The sequence below is a fragment of the Planctomycetia bacterium genome, assembly GCA_015075745.1.
In the GTDB taxonomy this organism is placed as follows: Bacteria; Planctomycetota; Phycisphaerae; order UBA1845; family UTPLA1; genus UTPLA1.
This window is the reverse complement of the sequence record JABTTW010000001.1, coordinates 923,320-949,521: the sequence shown is the minus strand read 5'-3', so window position 1 is coordinate 949,521 and position 26,202 is coordinate 923,320. Positions and strand designations below refer to the sequence as shown.

The following is a 26,202-nucleotide window of genomic DNA, read 5'->3' as shown; positions in this document are numbered from 1 at the left end:
TCTAAGATCCGAGACGGTGAAGCGACCATTCATCGGACTCTGGAGAGGCGCGACGCAGTTCATACCTTCCCATCAGGCGAGCGCCGAAGAATTCGACGGTCCAATGGTCTTCGGTCAGGATTCGGGCGCGGCACCCGCCCGAGTCCTGGCGGATGACATTCCCGCGATCGTTCGAGACGGGCCCTTCGTAATCGAGATAGAGGGGTCGATGTTCCGCCAGCCGGGCGCAGGGCTGCGGATCGGCATTCGACTTGCCGGGGAAATCCTCAAACTTCCAGGTTGCCAGCCGATCGGCGTTTTGGATCATCAGATCGAAGTGAGCCCCGGTCCGAAGGGTATGCAGCAGGACGACAAAGCGTCGCGGGTCGGAATCTTTCGAATTCTGTGAGGCCATCAGCTACTCTTCCCGCGCAATACTTGCCGAAGCCGGTTGTCGGCGGTCGATGGGCGTGTCGGCTTGCGATTCCGATGGCGGCTCATTAGCATCCTACCCGTTAGGAGGGCGGCGAAAACGTCGCCCGGGGGCAGGATTTCCGCCGATTCATGATAGCGATGAAACCGATTCTAGCATCGAAACTCAGGCGTATCGGAGTGTGCACCCTCGCTGCGGCGATCATGCCGGCATTGATGGGGGGCTGTGGGAAGCCACGCGCGGGGTTTGATGAAGTCTACGCGGAGGCTGTCCGTGAGTACGACGCACAGAACTACGCCGAAGCCCTGGGGATGTTCAAGCACGCCGCCGAGATCGACCGCGAGCGACCCGAGCCCTCTTACTTTTACGGCCTGTGCTATATGGGGATGGCGGACGCCCACTTCAAGAATGACAATTTGCCGGCGGCCCTGCGCTGCTGCGACCAGGCGGTTTCGGCGTTCGCCGCGGCGATCGGCGCCTTTCCCGGCTATACCCGGGCGGTACAAGGGAAGGCGGATGCCCTTCGCCTAAAAGGCAAACACCAGGCGGCGCTGGATATTGCCCGATGGGCGGCGACGCAGTCCGGCCCGCAGGCGTCGATGTTGATTCTCAAGGGTCGAGACCTTGCCCAATCGGGTGACATCGACGGGGCACAGCTTTCATTCCGTCAGGCGACGAGTGTCGAGCCAGAGAATGCGGCAGCTCACGCCGAGCTCGGTTTGTTCTTCATGCGATGCGGGAACGACCGTGAGGCGATTGCATCCTTGCGCAAGGCGTACGAGCTCGATCCCGGCGCTCCTGGTGTCGTGGCTGCGTTGGCTCGCCTGGGTGCGATGACGGACGCCCCGGCGGGCAAGTAGAGTTTTCCGCCCATTCATTTACTGCCAGTTTCATTGCCGCGTCCGGCAATCCCCTCTATTGATTTCTTTATCTGCGACCAGCGGCCTCAGAATTGAAAATAGATGAACGCCGTGATGTCGGCGGGGGCGAGGACGGTCAGGGCGATGATCCAAAGTGCGTAACCGATGCCTGCGATGGGGGCACTTAGGACGAGGCGGGGCCGGCCTCGGCGGATCGATTCTTCGTACAACTGAATGGCCATCATGATGGCAAGCAGGCATAGCAGCGGGGCTTTGTTCATCAGCCACAACGGTTCGGCGATCTGGGTCGGCACGAACAGATGTTTGAGGAAGAAGCTGGCGCGGGCGAGAGCGGCGGAGGTGGACTCGAGTTTTTCAGTCATGGGGTCGATCATCGGCTGGCAGCGGAAGAACACCCACGCGAAGTGGACGACGAGCAGCGTCGAGAGCCAGCACAGGGCCGTGGTTCCGAATTGGGCCAGTCGAGCGAGACCTGACTCCGTGCGGGCGGCACTCGCAGGATCATCGGTCGGGCGCATGCTGCTCAGCCATTTGGTGAGCGCGAGCCCCGTGCCGTGGATTGCGCCCCAAATGACAAAAGTCCAGCTTGCGCCATGCCAGAGGCCGCCGAGGAGCATGGTGATCATGAGATTGCGATAGGTCAGCCAGCGCGAGATGCGAGAGCCACCAAGCGGAATGTAGAGATAGTCGCGGAGCCAGGTGGAAAGCGAGATGTGCCAGCGTCGCCAGAAATCGGAGAGGCTCGTGGCGAGGTAGGGGCTGCGAAAGTTCTCGCAAAGGTCAAAGCCGAGCACGCGGGAGGCGGCAATGGCCATGTCGGTATAGCCGGAGAAGTCGCAGAATATCTGCCCGCCGTAACAGAACATGGCGATCCACAGGTCGCGCGTGACGTAGCGATCGGGCTGGGCGAAGACGGGATCGACGAGGGTGGCGAGGGAGTCGGCAATGATGACTTTTTTGGTGAGCCCGATGAGGAAGAGAACGATGCCAGACGACAGGCGGTCCCAGTCGAATCGCTTGATGGTGCGGAGCTGCGGGAGGAAGTCCGCGGCGCGCACGATGGGCCCGGCGACGAGTTGCGGGAAGAAGGCGACGAAGAGGGCGAAGTCGATGAATGAGCGCGTGGCGGGAATCCGACGGCGATACACGTCGATGGTGTAGCTCAGGGTCTGGAAGGTGTAGAAGCTGATGCCGACCGGCAGGATGATCGAGAGGGTGGAGAGATTGGTATGGACGCCGGCGGTTTCGCACAGGGATTTCAGTGAGAGGATGAAGAAATCGGCGTACTTGAAGAGTGCAAGAATGCCGAGGTTGCCGATGACGCTGGCGACGAGGAGGAGCTTTCGATTGCGCTGCGATGCGAGGCGGTCGAGCCCGATGGCGACGCAGTAGTCGAGGACGGTGGAACCGACAATGAGGGAGACGAGCCATGGGTTCCAGGTCATGTAAAAGACGTAACTGGCAATGAGGAGGAGGACGTGCCGGGAACCTCGGCTCGGCAGGGCCCAGTAAGCGGAGAAGACGAAGGTGAAGAAGGCCGCGAAAAGCCAACTCGAGAAGATCAAGGTTGGGTCTCCATGGCGTTATCCGCGCGGGCAACGGTCGAAGAAGCTGAGGGAAGCAGATTCATCGCCATTGACTGCCGGATGACTTGTCGGCTGAACCTCAGGCCCAGGACGTCGCCGACGTGCGTTTCATCGAGGTAGTCGCGGTTGGTTCTCGGCACGAGTGACTGGGGGCATTGCACAAACGGTGTGTCATGGTCACGACACACATCTGCGATGGCGGCGATCATCTGCGGTTCCACGACGGCCCAGCGTTTTTCGGTCCGGGGGCTGTTGGGCACATAGGTAACGATCGTCGCGATGTCGGCATCCTTTAGCCAGTCGAGCATCTCACCGAATCGGCGATAGGCGGGCGCTTCTCTGGAAAAGAGCGGCACGGAGGCGGTCTCAAACGCTACCGGATTGGCCAGAAACTGCTCTTCGATATTTTTCAGTCGCTCACCCATCGTCCATGGATGTTCGTAGCCGTCGCGGGTCACGGGTCTGGCCACTCGTTCGCGCACTTCCCGGGCAAACTGAGCCTGCTTGGGCAGGAAGGCAATGAGCTCTTCCTGTCCCCATAGGCGAATCTCGCCGGCACGGTAGTGGGTCATCCAAAGTGGCCCAAACTTCTGAACCGCAAAAGCGCCGAGGATGTCCAGCGAAGGTCCGTCGTGGACTACGGCCTCGGCGAGGTCGCTCCAATCAAACAGGTGACGGGCCGCCTGTGATTGCCTATAGTCGGCGCGAAACTCACTCGCATTGACCCCCAGTACAACGAGCTTGGGTTTGTGCTGCTCAAAGGTCCGCTTTACCAACAACTGCCATTCAGCGACTTTCGAGCCGGAGATTCCGAAGTTGTAGGCTTCGAGGCCGGTCGCCCTGCTGAATTCGTCGGGAACGAGGGCGTACATGGCCCGGGAGGAACCCATCAGAATGATGTCGGGCAGGCGTCGGGATGCCAGGTCGGTGTTCTTTTTCTCGAAATTGTTGGCTTGGTATCGCTTCAGCACAGGTTCGTATCGGCGGACGACCAGGTCGACGGCAAACAGGGTCGCACCCGCGAAGATGACGATCACGATGCGCCTCCGGGCTGCGGAGGTTGCGCGGTCGGTATTGGCCGGTAGATCGCGGCTGGACATTCACGTATTTATCGGCAGGGTTGTGCGGTGTATGAAGGCCTGCACTACGGCCCAGGCAGCGTCGTCGGAAGACGCGGGCGACGCTGGGCGATAAGGGACTTGCACCGTTCGACCAGTCGGGATGGTGCGGCGAAATCGGCCGGAATGGGTTCGATGGTTTCGCCGGTGAGATCCGTCAGGACGCCGGCCGCGACGGATGCGACCGTGCGAGCGGCGGAGGCGGATGGGGCTGAGGTGGCCACGCGGAGACCCTTGCGGGCAGTGACTGCGGATGAGACGGTTTCGATCTCTCTCTCCGCCGCCAGCTTCCCCGTGAATTCGCCGCTGTCGCCAAGTGCCTGAACCATGACGCTGATCGGATCAAGTTTTCCCGTCATGGCATCTCGGTTGACCAGCGACGGTTGAAGGTGGCCAGCCAGTGATTCCACGGCCTGGGCTCGCACCTTCGGTGATTTATGTGTCTGAATGATCGAACACAGCGCATCGACGGCGGCGGCCGAGTCGATCCGGCTGAGTCCACCGGCCGCGGCACAAGCCGTGGATTCTGACGGAGATTGGCTAATCGCGATCAGAAACTGCTCACCCGGTTTCCAGTGGGACAGGGCAATGGCAGTAGCCGCTGATGCCTGAAGTTCCTCATCGTCGTCGAGGATGAGTGCGTACAGGACCAACTCGTGGCGAATGCGTGGCGTCAATCCCTGGGAAGCGGGGATCGCGAGCATTCGAACTTCATTGCGAGAATCCCATACAAGAGATTCCACGCTTTCGGTCGCGGCGTCACCGATACTCGCGAGGCAGGCGATGTAGTAGGCCTGTTCGGCGAAGTCGTCGGTCTGTTTGAGTTGGTAGGCCCAGTAGCGCGCCCGGATGCTGTTTCGCTGTAAGACGACAACGAGAAATGCCACGACCATGGCGGCGAGGATCAGGTAGAAGCGCGCGCTGTATCCCGAGGATTGGATCGACGACTTCGGCGCAGGAGAGTGGGGCGGGGGCGAGTCGGACATGGCAGGGCGAGCCTACTCTCGGCCGTAGTGGGCGAGCTTCCACTCGCGGCGGACTTCCTTGTGGGCGAGCTTGGCGCAGACCTCCTGGTGAATGCGCCGCCAGAATCGCTTCCATTCGTCCGGCGGTTTGCCGGGGCCGGTCAGGTAGGTCTTGAGAAATCTCAGTCGGTCGGATGCTGTGCAACCGGGGCTGGCCAGAAGGCTGGCACACAGCCGAACGACGGCGCGGATGCGCTGCGACTCGGTGGATCGCCGTCGATGGGAAATGCCATCCATGTCGATGAAGACGAGGAGCGGCGAGCCGTGATAGGGCGGCGCCCAGCGCACGAGCAGGTTCGGAGCCTTCATGTCCCGGTGGATGAAGCCTCGTTCATGGAACGCCTTGAGCAGTCGGACGACCGACAGGATGAGCTGGTCCTTGACGCAGCGCTGCTCGAGCGGGGGAATCGAGGCGATTTCGCGGGTCAGGAAAGCTTCGAGATCGATGGTGTCGCCGACGTACTCGGTCAGGCTGATCGAATCGGTGCGAATGAAGCCGAGGGCGAATTTCTCGATGACGGCCAGGGGCGTGGCGACCGGCAGATCGCGATTGCGAAGCATGTTAGCCATGCGCCAGGCGCGAAGGTTGCGAGACGGTCCAAACCACTGAACCAGACGCTTCCATGCGTTTCTGGCGAGGGAACGCTTCACCACCGCTGTGACGACGCCGAGATCCGACTCGAGCTTGGACTTGCAAATGGTTGCGGTGTGGGAGTCCTTGAGCAATTCGGCGCGGGCAGGATCGAGCAGGGCATGTGGATTTGCCAGCAATGATCGCCATTGGGCCTTGGTGAACTCAATGTTGATGCCGTTCCCGGCGGTCGGGTGCTTCGTTTTGAGCACCGCGTGGCCCCGCCAGCCATCGGCCAGCCGAAGCCTGGCGAAATAGCGACTGGTTCGCATGGCGCGACGATCGCGCTTGCCCCAGAGCTTGTTCGCGTGCCGATCGGCTTGCACGGCGAGGTCCGCGGAAAGCCGGCGCAGATCGATCGGCCAATTGCGCGAGAGTGAGCTCGCCTGGGCGAATTGATCGCGATAGCGGATGTAGCTCTTCATGAAGCGGAGTCGCTGCGAGCGGCTCGCGTTTCGCCGGAACCATTGATTCAAATGGGCGAGATTGGCGACAGCCTGTCCCGAGGCAACGCGCTTGCCGATGCAGACGCGGTGCAGATCCACGAAGAACGCTTCGCACCGCTGGTCAACCCGGCGAACGAGGACATTTCCCGGGTGCATGTCGCCGTGCTGGAAGCCGCACTGATGGGCTCGGGCAATGAGGCGCGCGAGGGAATCGACGAGCAGGTTCGCCTGATGTCGATCGTCCCGGATCGTGCGCCAGTAGTCACCGAGGGGAATGGCATCCACGACGGCCTCGGTGACGAGGAGCGACGTTCCATCGAATCGCCGACCCTGTTCCCAGGCAACGGCCACCGGGGAAACGGCGGCGACTGAGTGGGCCGCGGCATAGAGGCCGACGTCCCATTCCTGGTTGGCGATGGGACCGCGGAGCATGAGCTTGATGCGGGCGGGCATGCCGACCGGATGGTAGATTTTCGCGAAATAAGCGCGATCGCCGGTATTGACCTGCCAGACGTCTCGCTGGCCGTTGCGCTTGACGAGCGTGGCAACCGGAGAGTCGGCCAGCCGAAACCAGTCAATATCGAGAAGGCGAAACCGCTCGGCGTGGGCGCGGACGATCCGCCAGGTATGGGGCCCGAAGGACGATTCTACATAACCGTCAGCGGGTTCGGATCCCTCCGATCCGGGCGCAAATTGACCACGAATTGACATGGGGTTTTCCGCCCTGAGCCCGGGGGACTGTACAGCATCGCTCGACTCCCTGGCGGTGGAGGAGACGCTTCGTGTGGAGCATGAAGCGCCGGGAGAAGGTCGAGGTCGACTTTCGATGATAGGCCCGTTTGCCTCGTTTTTCAAGGTTTCGGGACGGGTTGCTGAATCCATTCGCCGCGTAGTGTATCGCATTGCGCCGGGTTCGCCACAATCTGTTTGTCCATTCGGGACCGCCGGAATCCCAACAGTCCGCCCCTTGAATCAGCCGACAAATCGGGCCGGCGACCGACTGGCCGAGCGTTATGGGCAGGGGAGTATGCGGTTTGCCTGTCTTGAGGGAATCCGAGCAAGGGGTTGATCACGCCTTTTGGGGGGTGGCGGACTTTCGACCTCCCAGGACGTACCCCAGACCCATGGTGATGAGAGGACCGACTGCATAGCTCCAGGTATAGGAGGGGTATTTGGTACTTCCCTCCCCATCGAGCCCGAGGTTCCAAGCGTGAAGGAGCACAATGACGATGACGGCTGCGGCAATCGCACCGACTTTGAGAACATCCCCATGCAAGTGCTTCAAAGCGAGGACCAGTGCCGCGAGACACCCGCCCCAAACGATCCAGTCGGTCAGATCGGCGGACGCTCCGCCCAGCAGGGGGATGTTCCAGTCATGTTGAAGCATTCCGAATACACCAAGGACGGCGAGGGGCACGGCCCAGGGAAGGCCGGCGTCGCTCGGCGGTTTGGAAAGCATAGCGAGAAGAAAGATTCCAAGCAGCGGCCCCATGGTGTAACCGGACATGGCGAGAACGAGGTCAATTGTATTCTCAAATCGACTCTCCAAGAGGCGACATGCAGAGGCCATGATGCAGAGGACGACTCCCCAACCGAAGACAAGCATCTTTGAGACAGCGACCTCGCTCTGCCAGAAGGCGGACTTGCGAGATTTTCTGCCCTTCTTCTTGGGAGGGGCGATTCGCTTGAGCAGTGGACTGGACGTGGTCTGGGCGAGGGCCGCCAGGGCGGATTCAAGCGTCGACACGGCGGCGGCAAAGATCGCAGCGACCACGAGACCGCGAATGCCCATGGGCAGCGCGCGAACGATGAAGATCGGCAGGAGGTAGGTCTTGCGTTCGTCGAACAGCGCCGCTTCCTCGGGGGTAAAAGGAAGGAATCGAAAATAGACGTACAGGGCGACGCCGACCAGCAGCATCAGCAGGGCGATGAAGATACTGACGCTGCTGACGATGGTCGCCTTTGCCGCGTCGCGTTGATTGCGGCAGCAGAACATCCGCTGCGTCATGACCTGATCGGTTCCGAAGGCGGCGAGATTGATGAAGGGCGTGCAGAGAATTCCCACCCAGAAGGTGTAGTTCAAACTCATGTCGAACGAGAAATCAAAGAGCCGGAACTTATCAGCATCCTGGGCGATTTGAAGCATGTCCCCCCAACTCGCCGGTACGCTCGAAAACGAATACCACAGGACGGCCATCGCACCGAGTAGGAGCACGAAGAACTGAATCACGTCGGTCCAGATGACCATCGTGATTCCGCCGATCATGGCCCACAGCACCGAGAAAATCCCCATGAGCCAGACGGCGGTGATCAGGTCGACGCCCGCGACGGTGCTGAGGACGAATCCGCTGGTGTACAGCCTTGCGCCTTGCCCGAGCACGGCTCCGATCATGAACAAAGCCGTCGTCGCCTTTTTGACGCGGGCGCCTAAGCGGTAGCCGGCGTAGTCGTAAGGGCTGTAGATTTCCTTTTCGAAGTATTTGGGGACGAAATAGAGGGCGACGATGATACGGGCAATGATGCTGCCGATTGCCAATTGGAGATAGGTGAGATTTCCGCCGGCGGCGAAACTGACCGCGGGCACGGCCACGAAAGTCGCCGTCGAAATCTCGGTGGCGATCGTCGATCCACAGATGGCCCACCATGGGAGTTTGCGGCCGCCGAGAAAAAAATCGCGGACCGTGGCCTGGCGACCGGCGAGCTTCGCGCCGAGAACCGTCGTCAGAACTAGATACAGGCCGACGACGCCCCAATCGGCCCAATGAAATGTCGGAACGGCTTCCGCGAGGGTCAGTTCGGGCATCGCGGGAGTATGGCCCAGCGGCGCTGCGTTTGCGAGCGGCTTGAGTGCCGCCGGGCGTGCGTGCGTCCGAGAACGACGCTCAAATCGTTGACTGCGTTCCCGTGCTCATATAGAGTATAGATGTAGGCAACCCCGCCCACCTGAACCGGTTGGCCGCGGCCACAAAGCCACGAACGGTCCCGCCATCCGGCACGCAAGCCTGGGAATTCAGCGAGCAAGGAAGTCAGAACTCGATACCGAGCGGATGCCTGCGATAGGATTGCAAAAGGTTCGCCCCCACCGGCACATTTGCCTGTCGGCATGATGCCAAATGGCAGGAGCGTCTCATGGCCTCGAAACAAGCAGTATGGGGAATTGACGTCGGCCAGTGCATGTTGAAGGCCATCAAGCTCCAGCAGTCGGGCGAGCAGGTGGAGATGCTCGGCTTCGACGTCGTCGAGCACGCCAACATCCTTTCGGAAGGCGAGGGCGACTCGACCCAGCTCATTACCGATTCGCTCAAGACCTTTCTCTCGCGAAACAACATCTCCGACAGCCGCGTGGTCGTCTCGGTGCCAGGCCAGCAGACCCTGACCCGATTCACCAAGATGCCGCCGGTTGAGCCCAAGAAAATACCGGACATGGTCCAGTACGAGGCCAGTCAGCAGATCCCGTTCGACATTGACGAAGTCGTCTGGGACTACCAGGTTTTTGTAGAGAAGGATTCGCCCGATGTCGAGGTCGGCATTTTCGCCATTCGCAAGGAACTAATCCGAAACTACCTGATCCTCTTCACGCAACTGGGCATCGAGCCGTTTATCGTTCAGACCGGTCCGATGGCCGCCTACAACGCCGCTCGTTCCGAGCAGCCCGAAGAGATGAAGGAGTCGATCGTCATTCTCGACATGGGCGCGCTGGCCACCGACCTGATTGTCATGGAGGGCAACCGAATCTGGTCGCGACCGATTCCGATCGGCGGCAACCGATTTACCGAGTCGCTGGTGACCGCGTTCAAGATATCCTTCAAGAAGGCGGAAAAACTTAAGCGGACGGCCGCGACTTCCAAGTATGCCCGGCAGGTTTTCCAGGCCATGCGGCCGGTCTTCGCCGATCTCGTCTCTGAAGTTCAGCGATCGGTCGGCTATTACACCTCGACACACCGCGATGCGCGGATCGGCCGCGTCATCGGCATGGGCAACGCCTTCAAACTACCCGGCCTCCAGAAATTTCTTCAGCAGAATCTTCAACTCGAGGTCGATCGCTTTTCCGGTTTCAGCAAACTGATCACGGGCGGGCAAGAGCAATCTCCCGCCTTCGCGGAAAACATTCTCAGCTTCCCCGGCGTTTACGGACTTGCCCTTCAGGGGTTGGGGCTGGCAAAAGTTACGTCGAGCCTTTTGCCGCTTGAGGTTCAGCGCACGATTCTGTGGCGGAAGAAGCGGCCGTGGTTCGCGGCATCGGCCGCATGCCTGGCTCTTGCCGGCGGCTCCGTATGGGTCGGAAATGTGCTGGCCAACAACCAACTACAGGCGGGTCTCGGGAATCTGACCAACATCGCCGTCATGCCCGTTAGTACGACGCAGCAGGCCGAGCAGATATTGAATAGCGCCGTGAGCGAAGCGCCGGTTGAGCGTGCCGCCAAGATTGCCGGCGCGGCGCAGTATTTCTCCAGCAAGCTCAGCGACGTTGAGCGGCTGAAGGTGGGCGACCGATCGACCCTGGTGGCGATGTCCACGCTGCCGGAGAACAACATTTATCTTCCCCGCGTGTTGGAAATTATTCATCGCGGGTTTGCCGAGGCGCAGGTTCCGGAGTTTCGAAACGCGAAATCTCCGCGGGAGTTCCTCGCAGCCGCGAAGTCGACCAGTCGCGAGGACCGCGAGGACATCTGGATCGAAAAGCTCGACATGGTCTATCACCCTCAGGACCCGGAGGCCGTCTTCACCGGCCAGGGAACACCGGGTCGCGGGCGCGACGGCTGGGCGATTCGCATCGAAGGCGGAACGACCATGGCGCAGCCGGCCAAGTGGATCGACAACCGGCTCATCAAATCGCTGGAGCGAGTCGGTCGCATGCCATCCCGCGCCATTTATCTCGATAAGGCGACCCTTGCCACGGTGATGGAGCGCAAGAAGACCAGCTCAGCCTCAAGCTTTGATGCCTTCACTCCGCCCGAAGATGACTCTCGCGGCGGACGCGGGCGCGGCGGCGGAAGGCCGCCGGCACGCGGCGGTGATGATCGAAGCACCGGTGGCCGTGGGGGGCGCGGCGGTTCGACGCCGGGATTCGGCGGCGGCGGCCTGGTTGACGAGCCTTCAGGCGGCGGCGACATCAGCACGCAGGTCAATCGCCTGCGCGAGAAGTACAAATCAGAGGATCCGCTTACGGGTGAACCGATCGCCACTGATCAGCGATTTGTGCTGGAGATCATCATTCGCAAGAGCGATACGCCGGCAAACCTGATTCCCGAAGAGTTCAAGCCCAAGGCGGATGAAAAAGCGCCTGAGGCCAAACGCGGGTAGTTAGGCGGCTTTGTTAGAGAGGATCGGCACTCGTACGGCCGACAGGTAACGGAAGTAACCATCAATGGCCATTTTGAAGCAATACTGGCGCATCATCACCTTCGCACTGGTCTGCCTGTTGTCCGTTGGAATGGGCGCATGGGCATACATGGGCGGTTCCGAGGTGTCTGATCGGATGGCGGCAGTCGATCGACTCCGTAATGCCGTTGAAGCCGCCGGCCGAAGTCCGGCGAACATGTCGATCATCGAGGCCAAGAAGAAAGCGATCGAGCAGGCCAACGCTGAATTTGAAGCATCGATGAACGCGGCGCTCAACTTGCAGAGCACAAACCCGTTTTTTGAGCGCATCGATTCCGACGGCAAGATTATTACCTTTCCGCGAAAGCCGCTCCTTCCATCTGACGAGTATCCCAGCGCCATCGTCCTTCCCGAACCGGGAAGCAACGCCGACGCCATCAGCTTCCGCACTGCCTACGAAACGGCGTTTGCCCAATTGACCCATCGCCTCCGGGCCCGGGATAAGGCGACCGCGGAAGAGGTGAGCGACTATTTTGAACGGTGGTTCGCCCTCCAGCAGGGGACGACATCAGGAAGCACCTGGCGTCCCTGGGGACCGCGCAAGCAGCAGGCAAAATCCGAGGAGGTCACCAAGAAAAATCTCCCGCGGCCCGAAGTGATTCGTCAATACCCGCGCACGCGGCTGGCCGAAGACATCGCCCGATCGATCTACATGTACGTGGACAATGGCGCGTTTGGAAAACACATCATCTTGCAGAAGACCGATGTGCCGACGGCGATCGACATCTGGCAGGCCCAGATGTCGCTGTGGATTCAGCAGGACATGGTCGCGGCGATGGCCCGGTGTAATGAAGCCCGCGCGGAGGAACTGAAGAAGGCGGGCAACCCCGATCAAGCCTGGGTCGCCCACATGCCGGTGAAGCGGCTGCGAAAGATGACCATCGAAAATCGGCTCGGCAAAGGCGGCGGATCGAATCCCATTTCATTTACGGGATCGTTCACGACTATCAATAATGACGACCGCCGGTTCATGGTTCCGATCGCGCTGGAGCTCATCATAGAAGAGGCAGCGCTGCCGAAGTTGATGGAAGAGATCTGCCGGGTCGGATTCTACACGCCTTACAACGTGAAATATGAAATCGTCAAGCCGAACCCGATCCAGGACGACTACGTGTACGGGGATGACCCGGTGCTAAGCGTCGTGATCGAGATCGAGGGATATTACTTCCGTAAGGTATTCGAGCAGTGGATTCCCAAGGCGCTTAAGGACATCCTGAAGAACCCGGACGCCCGGGATCCAACCGATAACTGATCGCTGACAGTGGACCGAAAGAGGAGACCGCCCAGTGGCGAGGAAAAACGCCGGATTCTTCGACCTTCACGCTGAGAAGCTGACGATCGGCCTCTGCGCGCTTCTCGTGATCGGCGCGGCGGTGTTCTCTCTGGGCGGCGGACGATTCGCCGTCAACGACCTTGGGCCGAACGAGCTGTGTCAGCGAGTCGGCACTGCCGGCGATCAGGCTCGCCAGGCAATCCTTGGCGCCAAGCCTTCGGCCGCATCAACGGCCGGCCAAAAGGATCCCGCCAAGGACCCCGTGGAAATCCTGAAGAAATGGTACGGCCAATCGGCCGAGGGTCTGCTCAAGATTGCCGGCGTTCCCCCGGTGCTGGAGCGAACCCAGCCATTTCCGCCGACCTTTATCAGTGTCGCCGGCGAATCCGGCGAGGGACAGCGCGCGCTGGCTCAAATCGTCGCGCCTGATATTCCGATCGTCGTCAGCGACACGGCGGACCTGGAAATACCTGCGAATAAGCCGACACTGGCGCAGTGGGACCCTCGCTCGAGCGGGGGCCGCGACGTGACCAAGGTGCGCAGGCCGTACGTTTCGGTCGCGGCGCAGTTGGACCTGGTCAAGCAGGATGCGAATTTCCGAACCGAGAAATATCCCGACGGTTCCTACCTGGAAATCGTCGAGGTGCGATTGCAGCGGCGCGATCTGAACGATCCTCGGCGCGGTTGGGAAGACGTTAATACGTATCTGCCGTTTCAGTCGCTCGCCAAACCGAAGTTGACCGTCAAATCCGCTCGCTCTTTCAAGTTCGAGGGCTTCGACGAGTTTCGCCGACTGATCGCCGCGGGCGCCGAAGCCATTGCCCGACCGCCGCTGCCGAGCAAGTCGGCCAAGCTTCCACTGGTGCCGTTTCTGGATGAGCCGCCCAAGAATGAGGAGGTCATGCCTCCGAGCGAAGTGACGCGCGAAGCCGAGCGCCGCGCCAAGGCCTGGATCGATCGCGCCAGGGCCGCACGGGATGGCAAACGGCCCTTCGAAAAAGAAGATCTCGACGCCGCCTTCGTGCTGGCCCGCGCCGCCGCCGGAACCCTCAGCGCCCCCGACAAAGTCACCAGCGAGGCCAAAAAGCTCCTCGATCAGATCATTAGAAAGATGCCGAAGGATCGCCGGGACCTTGTGAACTCAAACCCGAGACCGGCCGATCGCATGATGCCGATCGTCGCTCACGATATCGAGGCCATGCCCGGCCACACTTACGTCTATCGCATGAAATATGAGATTCTCAACGTTTACGCCGGCAATCCCGCGGAGCTGGCGAATCTCGAAGACGCCAAGGCCCTCACCGTTTCTTCGGATTGGTCGCCCGAGTCTCGCCCGGTCGAGATCGTGAGCGATACCTACTTCTATCTGACCAAGGCGGACTCCAAGAAGGGCAACGTGACCTTCACGGTCTTCAAGACGACGCGCAGGGGTACGATCGACAAGAAGGATTACCGCGTGAGCGTCGGCGAGGAAATCGGTCGCAAGGAGCGCCGCGGCAGCAAGGGCGACTTCTCGACCGGCATGGTCTGTATCGACATCGACTTCAGCCGACTCATCGACGGCAAAAAGGACGTGTCCGTTGTCTTCATGGACCCCGCGGACGGCAGCCTTCAGGAGCGCATTCTTTCAATCGACCGGCGCGACCCGAACTACGAGAAGTTGATCGGCCGCCGCAGCGCATCGAAATAGCCGCCCGCGTTGGCGCTTCCGCAAATCGGCCGTTTTCATTACGCTACCATTGAGAATTGACTGAACGCTTCCGCCGCGCATCAACGTTGCGGGGGGCCTGATGACTTCACTGCAATAAGGATGACGGACCAGCATGGATTTCAAGAAAGTCACCGCTCGCGCCAAGCACTACGAATCGAAAATGGTTTCTTTCCTGCGCGACCTTGTCGCCATTCCCAGCGAAAGCAGCAAGGAAGGCCCGGTCATCGCCCGCATCAAGAAGGAAATGCAGGCCACGAAGGCCTTCGACCGTGTCTGGACCGACCCGATGGGCAACATCTTCGGCCGCATCGGCCGCGGAAAGAAGATCATCGCCATCGACGCCCACGTCGACACCGTCGGCGTCGGTAATCCGAAGGAATGGAAGCACGACCCTTACAAGGGCAAGGTCGCCGGGGGCAAGGTCTGGGGCCGCGGCGCGGGCGATCAGGAAGGCGCGATTCCCGCGATGGTCTATTCCGCGAAGATCATGCGCGACCTCAAGCTCCCGCTCGATGAGTTCTCCCTCTACGTCGTTTGCACGGTCATGGAAGAGGACTGCGACGGCCTCTGCTGGCAGTACATCGTCCAGGAAGACGGCTTGCGTCCCGACGTTGTCGTTGTGACCGACTCAACGGACTGCCAGATTCTTCGCGGCCAGCGCGGTCGAATGGAGATCGGCGTCACCGTCACCGGCAAGTCGTGCCACGGCTCGATGCCGCACCTCGGCGATAACGCCATCTACAAGATGACAAAGATCGTTAGCGAGATCGAGAAGCTCAACGCGAAGCTGGCCAATGACAAGTTCCTCGGCAAAGGGACGATCACCACGACGTACTGGGAGTGCAAGACGCCCAGCCTCAACGCCGTGCCCGCCCATGCGTATATCCATCTCGACCGCCGCCTTACCACCGGCGAATCGAAGGAACTCGCCGTCAAACAGGTAAAGGATGCGGTCAAGCGCGCCGGCGTCTCGGCCAAGGTTGAGATTCCGATGTACGCCGAGCGCAGCTACACCGGCCTCGTCTATCCGACGGAAAAGTATTTCCCCACCTGGGTCATGCCGGAGAAGTCAAAGCCCGTGCAGGCCGCCGTAGAGACTTACAAGAAGCTCTGGGGCAAGACGCCCAAGGTCGGCCGGTGGAATTTCAGCACCAACGCCGTCAGCATCAACGGCATGTTCGGCATCCCCTGCGTCGGCTTCGGCCCGGCCCCCGAGGCCGTCGCCCACACCGTCAACGACAGCGTGCCGATCAAGCACCTGGTCGACTGCGCAGCCTTCTACGCGGCGTTCCCGCAACTCTATTGCGGATTGAAATAGTAGCTTCGCGATGTCAGACCGGGAATCGTTGCGTCTGCAGGCTGGGTTCCGGCCGCCCCAAACTCGTCTGGAATCACGAGTGCCCAGGGCCTACGGCAACCTGACAATTGAGTCGGTCTCCTCCTCTTCCTCCGGCCACGTCTCCGTCAGCCAATGCAGCCACGCCGCGCGCAAAGCGGCGATCTCATACGCCTCCCCGCACTCGGGGCAAGTATGCTCATCGGGCAGCCCTTCGAGCAGGTAGCCGCAATCCAGGCACATGCGTCCCTCGTGCTCGAACAGTTCCCGAGCAAATCGCACCTTCACCCGGCCGCCGATGAAGTAGGGATTCCCGACCAGAACGAGCACCGGCAGCAGATTCATGATGTCGCCCATGATCGATCGCCAGCCGATGGCCAGAGCCAGCGCCATGAACCCAAGCTGCGTCGCGATGAGCACGAGGAGCAGCACCGACCACCAGCGAAAGAGAATGACGATGGGCGCCTTCGAGTCCGTCAGGAACAGCCAATAAGCCCCCGGCAGGTTCTTAGGTCGTCGGCCCGTGAAGGAACGCAGCGCCAATCGCACGTGATCCTGCGCCGCCGAGCGGACGAACGAACGCAGGTCCGGCTTTGAAGCGAAGAACGCCGCGAGGTCCTCCGGCGTCGGCTTCTGCTGCTCGGGATCGATCGATGTGGAGCTATTTTCCACGAGTTAGATCGCTAGAGGAAGGATACCGCAGACTTCGGGTCGCCATCCACCTGAGCCAGTATTGACGCACACTGACTATTGAGTACTTTCTGCCACACTCGGGACATACATGCTTTGGTGGCAATCCGTGAAGCAGATAACCGCAATCCGGGCATACCAGACCGGCGTGTTCAGCAAGATATTTGGCGAAGTGAATCCGAACGCGGCGACCGGAAATTGACGGAACTACAAAAAACGCAATACCGAATCCTAAATTTGCTATTGAAATCCATCCGGAGGTGCCTTGCCCCGCTGAACTAATAGACAGGAAGGTTCCGAGGATGAAGGACAGGCCGGCCGCGATCTGAAATACATGCCCGAATCGTAAGAAATAAGCGGCGGGCAATCGAGATTCTCGAAACCAATTCCAAAGTGGGCGAGGAACGCCTGTGCCTTCTTCTTCCGACCAGAAACTGGAGCCCATTAAGATGCGCAATTCATTATTATTCTTTCTGACAATCACGTGCACGTCGTCCGGCGACGGAAACGAGCCCGCCGAGATCGATTCGCCGCCCTGCCCGTCGTTGGTCATTCGCTCTTCATCCATCGAAGCCATGAATCCCGCAGCGATTTCACATCGTACTCATTGCCGCACTCCGGGCATTCATGACGATCCGGGAGCCCATGAAGCAGGAAACCGCAGTTCTGGCATACGCGGCCTTTATTTTCGAGCACGATGCGAGCAAATCGCATCTTAACTCGTCGCGCCGTGAACTTCGGGCTCAGCAGCAACAAAACGAATATCGCATAGACGACCCAGAAAGAACCCAAGATCTGGCCGTTTGCATGCATCGCAACCGCAAATATCAAGAAGACAAGAGACACAATCAATCGCACCCCGAAGTGCCAGAATCTGAAAGAGAACTCGATCGGATGGCTTGAATTGCGAATCCACTCGCGAAACGCCGGTGGAATCTCCGGACGCGCGACCCTCCCCCAGACCGCGTGAATGATCCTCCCACTTTCCTTGGAATCAATCCGCACGAGAAACTGCGCATTCTCCGGGCCGGGAAAGGCGAAATGATCCGAATCGGAGATCGCACTGCCCTGCTCCGCCTGTTCTATGGAGTGCATAAGGCCCGGCCCGTTCCCTTGTGTGCGCTACCGCCGCAACTTCGGCATTAGCTCGCGCAGCACCGCCTCCAATTGCTCGACGCTTCGGCAATCGACGATGGTGTCCTCCCGGCGGTGGTCGATGCTTTCTCCCGCGAGGCGCTTGGCCCAGCCGCCGCTTTCCGACAGGGCGATGATCGGCCGGTCGTACATCCATGCGTAGGCGATTTCGCTGAGCGTGCCCGCTGCGCCGCCGATGACGATCATCACGTCGCCTGCAATCGCCGTGATCACGTTCCGCGCCCAGCCCAGGCCCGTCGGGATGACGTAGTGGCAATGACTGTTGGCCTCCTCCATGCCCGTGCCGGGAATCACCGCAATCACGATGCCGCCGGCCTCGGCGCAGGCCTTCGACGCGGCCGACATGATGCCGTCGCGCCCGCCGGTGACCAGCGCCGCGCCGAGCTTCGCCACGACGCGCCCCGCCCCTTCGGCCAGCCGCATCATCGCCTCATCGGCCTCGCTCGAACCAATGATGCCGACCTGCAGCCGCCGAATAGACGGCCCGGTCCTCGTCGCGGGAAACTTCATATCAGACGGTCGGTCGGTCATACTTTGCTCCACGTCGAACGATTGAGGGCACCAAACGTAGGGCCGCGCCGAAAACCTCACTATACCGCTTCGCCAGAGGCCTCATAGCAACGCCGCGCCGGAATCCTTACCGCATCGCCGCGCCGAATACCTCACCGTAGCGCCGCGCCGAATACCTCACCGTAGCGCTGCACTGAAACCTCACCGTAGCGCCGTTCTGGAATCTCACCGTGGCAACGCACTGAAACCTCACCGTGGCAACGCACTGAAACCTCACTGTAGCGCCACCCCTTGTGGGTGGCGAAGAGGTCATCGTAACACGTCCGGGTCCGCCCATCGATGAGGATATGCCTCACCGAACCCCGCTTTTAGTGCATTCTCGATGATGTATCGCGCTGTGTCGCGAATACTCTCATCCCGACGCACGATGTGATCGTGAAAACGCGGCTGCCACAACGGCCCCCGCCAATCGAGCTTCCAGCTTTCGTTTGTGGTCTTGCCCTTGAACCGGCCGATGAACTGCCCGACGGATAACCCTGAACCCGCGGGAGACAGGAGAACGTGCATGTGGTCAGGCATCAGACAATATGCGGCAAGGTAGAATCGGAGTGACTCAGAGTATTCTCGCAGAGTGCGGCAGACCATCTCGGCCCGATGTTCGTCATCGAATGGTCGGCTCCCCGGTATCGCGCAGATCGTGATGTGGTACGGAGCATGCTCCCGATAGTCGTAGCCGGGCAGTCGCACCGAGCGACTACGGCTCCACATGCGATACGGATGTGGCCCATCCATCGATCGGCGCTCCTCGCCACCCACAAGGGGCGGCGCTACAGTGGGATTTCATCGTGGCGCTACAGCGGGAATCGACGGCCCGGTCCTCGTCGCGGGAAACTTCATATCAGACGGTCGGTCGGTCATGATGGTCTCTTCTTCCTGCCCCTCGAGCCGTTTGCTCTAATTCGCACTCTTCAATTCCGCGATCTTCTTCTCGATCAACTCGCCCACCATCTTCGGGTCTGCCTTGCCCTGTGAGATCTTCATGACCTGTCCGCGGAGGAAACCGGGGGCGGCCTTGGACTTGCGTTCGTTGTCGCCGAGGGCATCGGCCACCGCCTGGGCATTGGCGGCGAAGGCCTCGTCGACCCATTTCTGCGTCGCACCCTCGTCGCGCTCCTGGACGAGGCCGAGCCGTTTGGCGATGTCCATCACGCTTTCGCCGGACTTCGCCCCACCTGCCAGTTCTTCCGCAATCTGTGTTGCCGCCGTGGCACTGACTGACCCGCCGCCGACCGCCTTCGCCAGATCGGCGATCATCCCCGTGGTGACGCCGAGCCCGCTGATCGACAGGCCGCGCGCGCTGGCCAAATTGTTCCACACGCCGAGAAACTGCTTGGTGAGCATCTTCGCATCCGCCCCGGCGGCGATGGCCCCGTCGTACAGGTCGGCCGTCGCGCGATCGGCCAGCACCACCTCGCAATCCTTCACAGTCATGCCGAAGTCGCGCATGAACCGCTGCTGCCTCGCAAGCGGAAGCTCGCCGAGCTTCTCGCGCACTTCGTTGATCCACGCATCCTCCACCGTCACCGGCACCAGGTCCGGGTCGGGGAAGTATCGATAGTCGTGCGACTCCTCCTTGCCGCGCTGGAACTCCGTCACCAGCTTCACGTCGTCCCAGCCGAAGTTCAGCTTGCCGACCTTCGCCAGCGTGTAGTCGTGGTCATCCTGCCATGCCCGCACCTGGCGATCGACTTCGTACTTGATGGCGTCGCGCACGCTGCGAAAGCTGTTGAGGTTCTTGATCTCGCTGATCGGCGTGCGGTATTCGACGCCGCCCTCGGTGATGGCCACGTTCACATTCGGCTCGAAGCGCATCTGCCCTTTCTGCATGTTCGCCTCGCTGATGCCCAGGTACTGCACCAATCGCTGAAGCTCAACGCAGAAGTTGTAGGCCTCCTCGGCATCCGCCAGGTCCGGCTTCGTGACGATCTCCAGCAGCGGCGTGCCGGCGCGGTTCAGATCGACGCGGGTGTAGGCCAGGCCCTCGTGCAGATTCTTGCCCGCGTCTTCTTCCAGATGTGCGCGGATAATCCCCACGCGCCGCGAGTTGCCGTCCGCCGCCGGGACCTCAAACCATCCCTCCGACGAGAGCGGCAGGTCGTACTGGCTGATCTGGTAATTCTTCGGCATGTCGGGGTAGTAGTAGCTCTTGCGGTCCCACTTGGTGAAGGTGGCGATCTTGCAATTCAGCGCCGTCGCCGCCCGCACGGACAGCTCGTACGCCGTCCGGTTCATCACCGGCAGCGACCCCGGCATCCCCAGACACACCGGACAAACGCGGCTGTTCGGCTCCGCGGCAAACTCCAACGCGCACGGGCAGAACATCTTCGTGCGCGTGGCGAGTTGAACATGAATCTCAAGACCGATGATGGGGCGGATGGTCACGGTGTCCCTCGTTCGTGAAACATTGCCTGCAAGGTCACGCAGGATATTCGACTATCTTAACTGATGCATCAATTCCAGCCGCAACAGGTTTACCACTGCTTTTGCCGACCGGTCGCGGACCTCCTCGCGCGTGATCGTCTCGCCCAGCCGCAGTTCACGCACAATCGTTCGCTCCGCCGTCGCCAGCGCCACGAAGACCAATCCAACGGGCTTGTCCGGCGTGCCGCCCGTTGGCCCGGCGATCCCGGTGACGGCCAGCGCGTAGTCCGTAGCCGACAGTCGCCGGCAGTTTTCCGCCATTGCCTTCGCGACCGGTTCGCTGACCGCTCCGTTTGACGCGATAAGCTCCGGCGGAATTTCCAGCAGCCGCGACTTCGCCTCGTTGGAATACGTCACGAACGACTGAATGAAATACGCGCTCGAGCCCGAGACATCCGTCAGCCGCTTGGCGACCAGCCCGCCGGTGCAGGACTCGGCCGTGGAAATCGTCTTGCCCTGATCGATGAGCAGGCGGCCGACGGCTGTCTGCAATTCATCATCGCCCTCGCCGAAGACGTACGTCCCGATCCGCTCGCGAACCGCCGCGACATCTCGCTCGGCCATGGCCGCCGCCTCGCCAGTGGACTTGCCGTGCGCGTTGATCCGGATGGAGATGATGAGGTCCGCCGCGCTTGTCCCCACGGCCGGGTTCCGCCCGCGCGCCATCAGGTCGGAGATTCGCTCGCCGAGTTCTGACTCCGCCATGCCGAAGGTCCGCAGGATGCGCTGCACGATCACCTCGCCCGCGCCGCCCATCGTGCGTATCGCCGGTAGTACATCGCGCGCATACATCGCCTTCATTTCGCTCGGCACCCCCGGCATAACGAAGACAGTCGCGCGCCCGAGCTTCGCCCGGATGCCCGGGGCGGTGCCGCGCGGATTCTCAATCGGCGTCGCCCCGGCAGGGATCATCGCCTGCACGCGATTCCGCTCGTGCATCTCGCGCCTGCGCGACGCGAAGTACGCAGCAATCTGCTCGAGGCACTCGGGATGGAGAACGAGTTCGACGCCCAGGGCGGCGGCCAGCGCGTCGCGCGTCAGGTCGTCCGCCGTCGGCCCCAGCCCGCCGGAGATAAGCACGAGTTCGGCATTCGCAGCGGCGTCGCGAATGGCATCAGTGATGTCGGCCAGATTGTCGGTGACGGTGACATGGCGCGAAGTGTGTATCCCCATGGCGGCAAGCTGCTGAGCCAGCCACGCCGAATTGGTGTCAACCGCCTGCCCAATGGCAAGCTCGGTCCCGATGGCAAGAATCTGAGCCTTCATCACGAGGGGATATCATAGGCCTTGGCGATGTCGGTGAGAAATCGGGATTCCCAGTAGTCACCCATGCGGAAGCCAAACTCGTCTTCGAGAAGATTGCGCTGTGCGTGTTGAATCATCCAATCAGCGTACTCATGGGCCAATAACGTTGGATATGCAAACACCATAGCGATCATCCACGTTGCGACAGCGCTCGCGGCCATCCATCGAGCCGGCACGTGTACGACTCGATACGCGGCGGAAACCACAACAAACAGGAACAGGGAAAGGAGGATAATCGACGGCACCCACAGATCTACCCAGCGTATCGACCAGGCGAGCCACTTCGGCGGCAAGACAATGAGGGCGATGGGAATTACTGCAAGACAGCACGCCGCGATTGATCGCGCTCGATCTTCGCGTGCGCGCTCCGGACGGACCGTGGTAAATGCCGCTCGCAGGATGACGATCATCGACCCGGTCGCCAGCGCACACGCGAGCGCGTGATAACCCCAGCCTTCGGAATACATCGCCGCGTCTCTCATCGGTGACAGTACGATCAATACACATGTCAAGGCGGCGAATAACGCTATTGTCAGCGCCCATCGCACAGTCCAATTCCGCATCGTCAACTGCGAGCGCGACGGGCCGTCCCCCGTTCGACCACGACTAACGGTTTTCCAAATGCGCGCGACGAGGGCCGTCGAGGCCGCAAACAGGAGTATTACCGACGCCCCCAAGCCTGCTACCGCGAAAAACATCGCCATTGCGGCAAATTTAGCAACGTCGCGATATTGTGATGGCACGGAACTCGGCGACCTCGCCGGGTCGGTCAGATTAACCGGCGCAGCATCCGCCGCCGCGTGATACTCGCGCCGCAGCGCCGCCATTCGCTCCGCAAGCTGCGGCTCGCTTCCTGCCAGCGTGCGCCCAAGCATGTCCGCACACAAGAGCCGCGTCCCCGCGTCCGGCTCTGAGCGCATCAGCCCCACGAAGAGCTGCACCAGCCACCGCCGCACCCTGCGGGCCTCATCGCTATGCCCCGCCGCGTCGAGTTCATCCGCCAGCGTACCTAGCCGCCGCTGGATCATCGGCAGCGCCGCGTAGTGCTCACGAATCTCGTAGTGACGGATGTACTTCGCGAGGTTCGACGCGACATCCAGCCTTGAAACACCCTTGCGAAGGATGGCGAACCACGCCTCGTCGTATTCCTTGTTGTAGAGCCGTGATTCCCTGGCGGGCCGCTCACCAACGAAGACCTTCTCCATTGTTTGAAACCGTGCGATCAGCGCATCCGCCTTTATCGCGACCGCGTCACGCGTTGTGGCCGCAGCCGCCTCGTCGCCGATGGCCGCGCATGCCACCCGCGAAAGCAGATTGTCGGCATCCTCAGCAAGAAGCGCATCGGCCTCCGTCGACGCTGTTGCGGCATCCGCCTTTCCGCGCTCCACGTCGATCAGCTTTGCGATCAGCCTCGCCACCGCCTCATGCCGCCGAGACGTCGGCTGACGCCGCAGCTCCTCGCGCAGGCTCGCAAACAGCGTATCCCAGTTCGGCGCGACGCCTGCGTCCTGGTTCCGCTCCAGTCTTGCCATGTCCGCCTGCGTGATCGCCGCCAGGAAGCCCGCCGGATTCACGAGCTGCGCAAAAAAAACGGCACTGACGACCAGCGCCAGTGCCGCGAAGAGAATTGTCCATCCGATCGAAGGCTGCGACCCCGCCGCAGCCGTGTCCGCGCCGCGCTTAGCGGCTTTCGACCATGCGTCCGGACTGCGATCCGATTTTGCTCGGCTTTTGCGGGACATCCACGTGGTGCTCAGGCGGCGTGTAGTGATAAGGCGACAACGCCGCCTTCCGGCACAACCGCACGATACGCTGCACCATCTTATCCGCGTTGTCAATCGTCTCGTGACGTACGCCGAGGCTTGTCACATCGACCGACAACTGCTGGCCCGTCACCGGCCGGCGATCCCAGTAGTCGTCATACCAGTAGTAAGGATGAGCCGGCGCCAGATTCGACGCCCGCGTGCTGACCATGTCGCTGCCCCAGCGCCTGCTGTCCGGCTCGCGCTGCACGTAGTTGCGCACCTTTAGGGCGTTGTGGCCGACCGGTGTGTTCATCGGCGGCACGTGCGGGTCCTCGTCGCCCTTCTCCTGGGCGTTATGCGGCCAGTCCTTGTTATAGGCATCAAGCGTGAAGACCGCGTCGATGTGCTTCATCTTGTGATGCTGAGCGTAGTGCCGGACGACCTGGGTCGCCAGAAACGCGCCGTGACCGTGGCCGACAAGAATGACCTCCTCGTCGTAGTCGTTGTCGATATCGACGACGATCTTCAGCCAGTTGTCCGGGCTATAGACCTCGGCGTTGATCTCCTGCTTGCGCAGCTCGTCGCGGACGCGATAGAGCCCGTCGGAGTCCTCGTCCGGCGTCCCCTCGATCAGGTAAACGCGCGGCCCGGTGTACGACCATTTCTCCGGCTGGTGACAGCCCGACGCTCCGACAAGCGAGGATGCCGCAACGAGACCGGTCATGGCAAGTAGATGGATATTCCTGCGATTCATATTTCGTTCCCCCCGTAAATGCGTCGCACCGCGCGGCAATGCCCAACCGCGAAGCATCAACGTCCCCCTCGCGGCAAACTGGATCGCCCACCGCGTCAGCGATTCTATGGAGTGCGGCTCGAAAGATTCAAACGACTGAATGAAAATCGTCCGTTATCGGCCGCCGCGCGCCAAGCGAAGCGGGGCGATAACGAAACTGATTCCAGATGATGCCTCACGAACGGCCGAATGATGACATGACTGCCATCGTCGCCGGGTGTCCGCGCGCATCCGGTAACAATCAAGCATCTCCGCCGCGTCTTATCGGCTCGTCGCAGCAGTCCGCGTTGGCGCCGGCTTCTCGAGGGTGTAGGTGTCGATCGTATTGCCGTGTTCGTCGATCTGCTTTAACTCCAGCCGATCCGCGGTGAGATCCACACGCGTATAGCTGAACACGTCTACGTTGTAATACTTGATGTATGGCGGGTTGGGCAGAGTTTCGGCATACCGGCTCACGCCGCCCGCACCGGTCACGATGTACACGATCCCCTGGCCGTCCTCGACAATCTGATCTTTCATCAGAGGTGCTGTTCGTTCGTACAAGTGGTTGTGCCCGCAGAACACCATGTCCACGCCCGACTCCTCGAACGCGTCGAGAAATGCCTCCTTCACGAATGCCGACCCCTCGGCCGAGTGTTCGCTCCCGGTGTAGAACGGATGATGATAGAAGACGAACTTCCATCGTGCATCACAATCCTGAAACACCCGCCGCACCCACGGGGCGACCACCGTCTTGAGCTGGTCCGGCGTCAGCGCACCGCCGAACTCGGTCACGTTCGTATCCAGCGCGACAAACCTGGCGTCGCCATAGTCGAACCAATAGCACCGTTCCGGCTCGATGCCTTCCGGCCCGTTCCGCGGACAGACGAAATGCTCCAAGAGCGGGCGCCCCTCGTCGGTTGCCACGTCGTGATTGCCCTCGCTGGGCATGAAGGGCGCATGGCGGATCATCTCCGCGTTCGGCTCGTAAAAGTGCGTGCGATAGGTCTTGCCGTCTCCGGCCGGATAGACAAGATCGCCCACGTGAATAATGAGGTCGGGATTCGACGCGGCAATCTTGCGGGCGAAGTCCGCCTGCGTGTTGCTGCCGTTGCCGCTGTCGCCAAACGCGACGAATCGAAACGGCGTGCCGCGCGGTGGCTGCGTCTTTGTTTTGTACGGCCCAGCCAGAACCGTGCTCCCGAACAATCCACGTTCGTTCACAACCCGATAGTCAAACTCCGCCCCCGCAGGCAATCCGGAAAAGGTCGCCTCGTAGCGCCCCGCATTCCCACTCTCTGAGATCTTGCCATTGATCGTCGCCCTCGCTACCTGATTGCTGTCCTTGGAGGTCTCCAGCCAGACCGCGCCACCGCCCAGCGGCGCATCCATTTGCCACACAATCGTCAGCGCCCCCGGCTCAGGTATCTGCACCATCGGACCGGAAAGCAATCGCGGCCTCGTTCGCTGCTCGACAACGAACCCCGCACCAATTGCCACGATCACGGCGAGAACGGCCAGCCGCGTCAGAACACCTCGCGATTTTTTCAGAACATCAGATGAGCTCTCGGCGGCGTTGTTCACTTTTTCTTCGTTCACCAGGGGCAATCTCCATCAAGGTATTCGGGCACATCGGCCCATCTTGGGGCGTCCGGCATCCACGCCGTTTGTCGATGATCCCGTCAGCGACTATATTCAAATGGAGTATAAGGCCGCATCTCACACGCGACGATACTTCAGCGA

At 61.0% G+C, this 26,202-nt stretch carries 21 protein-coding genes; 6 read left to right on the top strand and 15 right to left on the bottom strand.

Going from position 1 to position 26,202, the window contains the following annotated elements; genetic code table 11:
- Position 1: 1 nt before the first annotated feature.
- Positions 2–394: a hypothetical protein gene (locus HS101_03780; GenBank protein ID MBE7505386.1), complete on the bottom strand. Its 393-nt coding sequence runs from the start codon at positions 392–394 to the stop codon at positions 2–4.
- Positions 395–552: 158 nt separating this feature from the next.
- Here HS101_03780 and HS101_03775 point away from each other — a divergent pair, with 158 nt between their 5' ends.
- Complete coding sequence (locus HS101_03775) at positions 553–1,272, top strand: tetratricopeptide repeat protein (GenBank protein MBE7505385.1); 720 nt, start codon at positions 553–555, stop codon at positions 1,270–1,272.
- Between the two features lie 86 nt (positions 1,273–1,358).
- On the opposite strand, the gene HS101_03770 is transcribed toward HS101_03775, so the two are convergent.
- From HS101_03770 to HS101_03750, 5 genes are all read right to left on the bottom strand, one after another.
- Positions 1,359–2,858 (bottom strand): MBOAT family protein, encoded by a 1,500-nt coding sequence (locus HS101_03770; GenBank protein ID MBE7505384.1) that lies wholly within the window; start codon positions 2,856–2,858, stop codon positions 1,359–1,361.
- A complete protein-coding gene (locus HS101_03765; GenBank protein ID MBE7505383.1) occupies positions 2,855–3,916 on the bottom strand; it encodes a hypothetical protein in 1,062 nt (353 codons plus the stop codon). Before HS101_03765 ends, HS101_03770 begins: the two co-directional genes overlap by 4 nt.
- Positions 3,917–4,023: 107 nt before the next feature.
- Positions 4,024–4,983 (bottom strand): HEAT repeat domain-containing protein, encoded by a 960-nt coding sequence (locus HS101_03760; protein ID MBE7505382.1) that lies wholly within the window; start codon positions 4,981–4,983, stop codon positions 4,024–4,026.
- A 12-nt stretch (positions 4,984–4,995) separates the two neighbouring features.
- Positions 4,996–6,810: a hypothetical protein gene (locus HS101_03755; GenBank protein MBE7505381.1), complete on the bottom strand. Its 1,815-nt coding sequence runs from the start codon at positions 6,808–6,810 to the stop codon at positions 4,996–4,998.
- 358 nt (positions 6,811–7,168) lie between these two features.
- Positions 7,169–8,902 carry a sodium/solute symporter gene (locus tag HS101_03750; protein ID MBE7505380.1) on the bottom strand — a complete coding sequence of 578 codons (1,734 nt, stop codon included), beginning with the start codon at positions 8,900–8,902 and terminating at the stop codon, positions 7,169–7,171.
- 326 nt (positions 8,903–9,228) lie between these two features.
- Here HS101_03750 and pilM point away from each other — a divergent pair, with 326 nt between their 5' ends.
- The 4 genes from pilM (at position 9,229) to HS101_03730 (ending at position 15,783) form a co-directional block, all read left to right on the top strand.
- Complete coding sequence (gene pilM / locus HS101_03745; protein MBE7505379.1) at positions 9,229–11,403, top strand: type IV pilus assembly protein PilM; 2,175 nt, start codon at positions 9,229–9,231, stop codon at positions 11,401–11,403.
- 64 nt (positions 11,404–11,467) lie between these two features.
- Positions 11,468–12,733, top strand: a complete 1,266-nt coding sequence (locus HS101_03740; protein ID MBE7505378.1) for a hypothetical protein — start codon at positions 11,468–11,470, stop codon at positions 12,731–12,733.
- 34 nt (positions 12,734–12,767) lie between these two features.
- Positions 12,768–14,444 (top strand): hypothetical protein, encoded by a 1,677-nt coding sequence (locus HS101_03735; GenBank protein MBE7505377.1) that lies wholly within the window; start codon positions 12,768–12,770, stop codon positions 14,442–14,444.
- A 133-nt stretch (positions 14,445–14,577) separates the two neighbouring features.
- The gene (locus HS101_03730) at positions 14,578–15,783 is read left to right on the top strand and encodes a YgeY family selenium metabolism-linked hydrolase (protein MBE7505376.1); all 1,206 of its coding nucleotides are present in this window, start codon (positions 14,578–14,580) and stop codon (positions 15,781–15,783) included.
- Positions 15,784–15,873: 90 nt separating this feature from the next.
- On the opposite strand, the gene HS101_03725 is transcribed toward HS101_03730, so the two are convergent.
- A complete protein-coding gene (locus HS101_03725) occupies positions 15,874–16,473 on the bottom strand; it encodes a hypothetical protein (GenBank protein MBE7505375.1) in 600 nt (199 codons plus the stop codon).
- Positions 16,463–17,059 (bottom strand): hypothetical protein, encoded by a 597-nt coding sequence (locus tag HS101_03720; GenBank protein MBE7505374.1) that lies wholly within the window; start codon positions 17,057–17,059, stop codon positions 16,463–16,465. The genes HS101_03725 and HS101_03720 overlap by 11 nt, the downstream gene beginning before the upstream one ends.
- Positions 17,060–17,136: 77 nt before the next feature.
- Here HS101_03720 and HS101_03715 point away from each other — a divergent pair, with 77 nt between their 5' ends.
- Positions 17,137–17,394, top strand: coding sequence for a hypothetical protein (locus HS101_03715; protein ID MBE7505373.1), 258 nt, complete (start codon positions 17,137–17,139; stop codon positions 17,392–17,394).
- 219 nt (positions 17,395–17,613) lie between these two features.
- Here the strand turns inward: HS101_03715 and HS101_03710 are convergent, their stop codons facing one another.
- The 7 genes from HS101_03710 to HS101_03680 form a co-directional block, all read right to left on the bottom strand.
- Positions 17,614–18,177 (bottom strand): TIGR00725 family protein, encoded by a 564-nt coding sequence (locus HS101_03710; GenBank protein MBE7505372.1) that lies wholly within the window; start codon positions 18,175–18,177, stop codon positions 17,614–17,616.
- A gap of 288 nt (positions 18,178–18,465) precedes the next feature.
- The gene (locus HS101_03705; protein ID MBE7505371.1) at positions 18,466–18,948 is read right to left on the bottom strand and encodes a transposase; all 483 of its coding nucleotides are present in this window, start codon (positions 18,946–18,948) and stop codon (positions 18,466–18,468) included.
- A gap of 162 nt (positions 18,949–19,110) precedes the next feature.
- The gene (gatB, locus tag HS101_03700; GenBank protein ID MBE7505370.1) at positions 19,111–20,598 is read right to left on the bottom strand and encodes an Asp-tRNA(Asn)/Glu-tRNA(Gln) amidotransferase subunit GatB; all 1,488 of its coding nucleotides are present in this window, start codon (positions 20,596–20,598) and stop codon (positions 19,111–19,113) included.
- Positions 20,599–20,649: 51 nt separating this feature from the next.
- Positions 20,650–21,906: a competence/damage-inducible protein A gene (locus HS101_03695; GenBank protein MBE7505369.1), complete on the bottom strand. Its 1,257-nt coding sequence runs from the start codon at positions 21,904–21,906 to the stop codon at positions 20,650–20,652.
- Positions 21,903–23,684, bottom strand: coding sequence for a hypothetical protein (locus HS101_03690; GenBank protein MBE7505368.1), 1,782 nt, complete (start codon positions 23,682–23,684; stop codon positions 21,903–21,905). The genes HS101_03695 and HS101_03690 overlap by 4 nt, the downstream gene beginning before the upstream one ends.
- A complete protein-coding gene (locus HS101_03685) occupies positions 23,623–24,441 on the bottom strand; it encodes a hypothetical protein (GenBank protein MBE7505367.1) in 819 nt (272 codons plus the stop codon). Before HS101_03685 ends, HS101_03690 begins: the two co-directional genes overlap by 62 nt.
- Positions 24,442–24,741: 300 nt before the next feature.
- Entirely contained in the window at positions 24,742–26,058 is a 1,317-nt protein-coding gene (locus HS101_03680; protein ID MBE7505366.1) for a metallophosphoesterase, read from the bottom strand.
- Positions 26,059–26,202: the final 144 nt, after the last annotated feature.

Bases quoted from the DNA above. Each gene is read 5' to 3' on its own strand.
- HS101_03715 (MBE7505373.1), top strand. From the start codon at position 17,137: ATGAAGCAGGAAACCGCAGTTCTGGCATACGCGGCCTTTATTTTCGAG.
- HS101_03755 (MBE7505381.1), bottom strand. From the start codon at position 6,810: ATGTCAATTCGTGGTCAATTTGCGCCCGGATCGGAGGGATCCGAACCC.
- HS101_03710 (MBE7505372.1), bottom strand. From the start codon at position 18,177: ATGACCGACCGACCGTCTGATATGAAGTTTCCCGCGACGAGGACCGGG.
- HS101_03740 (MBE7505378.1), top strand. From the start codon at position 11,468: ATGGCCATTTTGAAGCAATACTGGCGCATCATCACCTTCGCACTGGTC.
- HS101_03705 (MBE7505371.1), bottom strand. From the start codon at position 18,948: ATGGATGGGCCACATCCGTATCGCATGTGGAGCCGTAGTCGCTCGGTG.
- pilM (MBE7505379.1), top strand. From the start codon at position 9,229: ATGGCCTCGAAACAAGCAGTATGGGGAATTGACGTCGGCCAGTGCATG.
- HS101_03780 (MBE7505386.1), bottom strand. From the start codon at position 394: ATGGCCTCACAGAATTCGAAAGATTCCGACCCGCGACGCTTTGTCGTC.
- HS101_03720 (MBE7505374.1), bottom strand. From the start codon at position 17,059: ATGGATGAAGAGCGAATGACCAACGACGGGCAGGGCGGCGAATCGATC.
- HS101_03690 (MBE7505368.1), bottom strand. From the start codon at position 23,684: ATGTCCCGCAAAAGCCGAGCAAAATCGGATCGCAGTCCGGACGCATGG.
- HS101_03730 (MBE7505376.1), top strand. From the start codon at position 14,578: ATGGATTTCAAGAAAGTCACCGCTCGCGCCAAGCACTACGAATCGAAA.
- HS101_03685 (MBE7505367.1), bottom strand. From the start codon at position 24,441: ATGAATCGCAGGAATATCCATCTACTTGCCATGACCGGTCTCGTTGCG.
- HS101_03760 (MBE7505382.1), bottom strand. From the start codon at position 4,983: ATGTCCGACTCGCCCCCGCCCCACTCTCCTGCGCCGAAGTCGTCGATC.
- HS101_03775 (MBE7505385.1), top strand. From the start codon at position 553: ATGAAACCGATTCTAGCATCGAAACTCAGGCGTATCGGAGTGTGCACC.
- HS101_03750 (MBE7505380.1), bottom strand. From the start codon at position 8,902: ATGCCCGAACTGACCCTCGCGGAAGCCGTTCCGACATTTCATTGGGCC.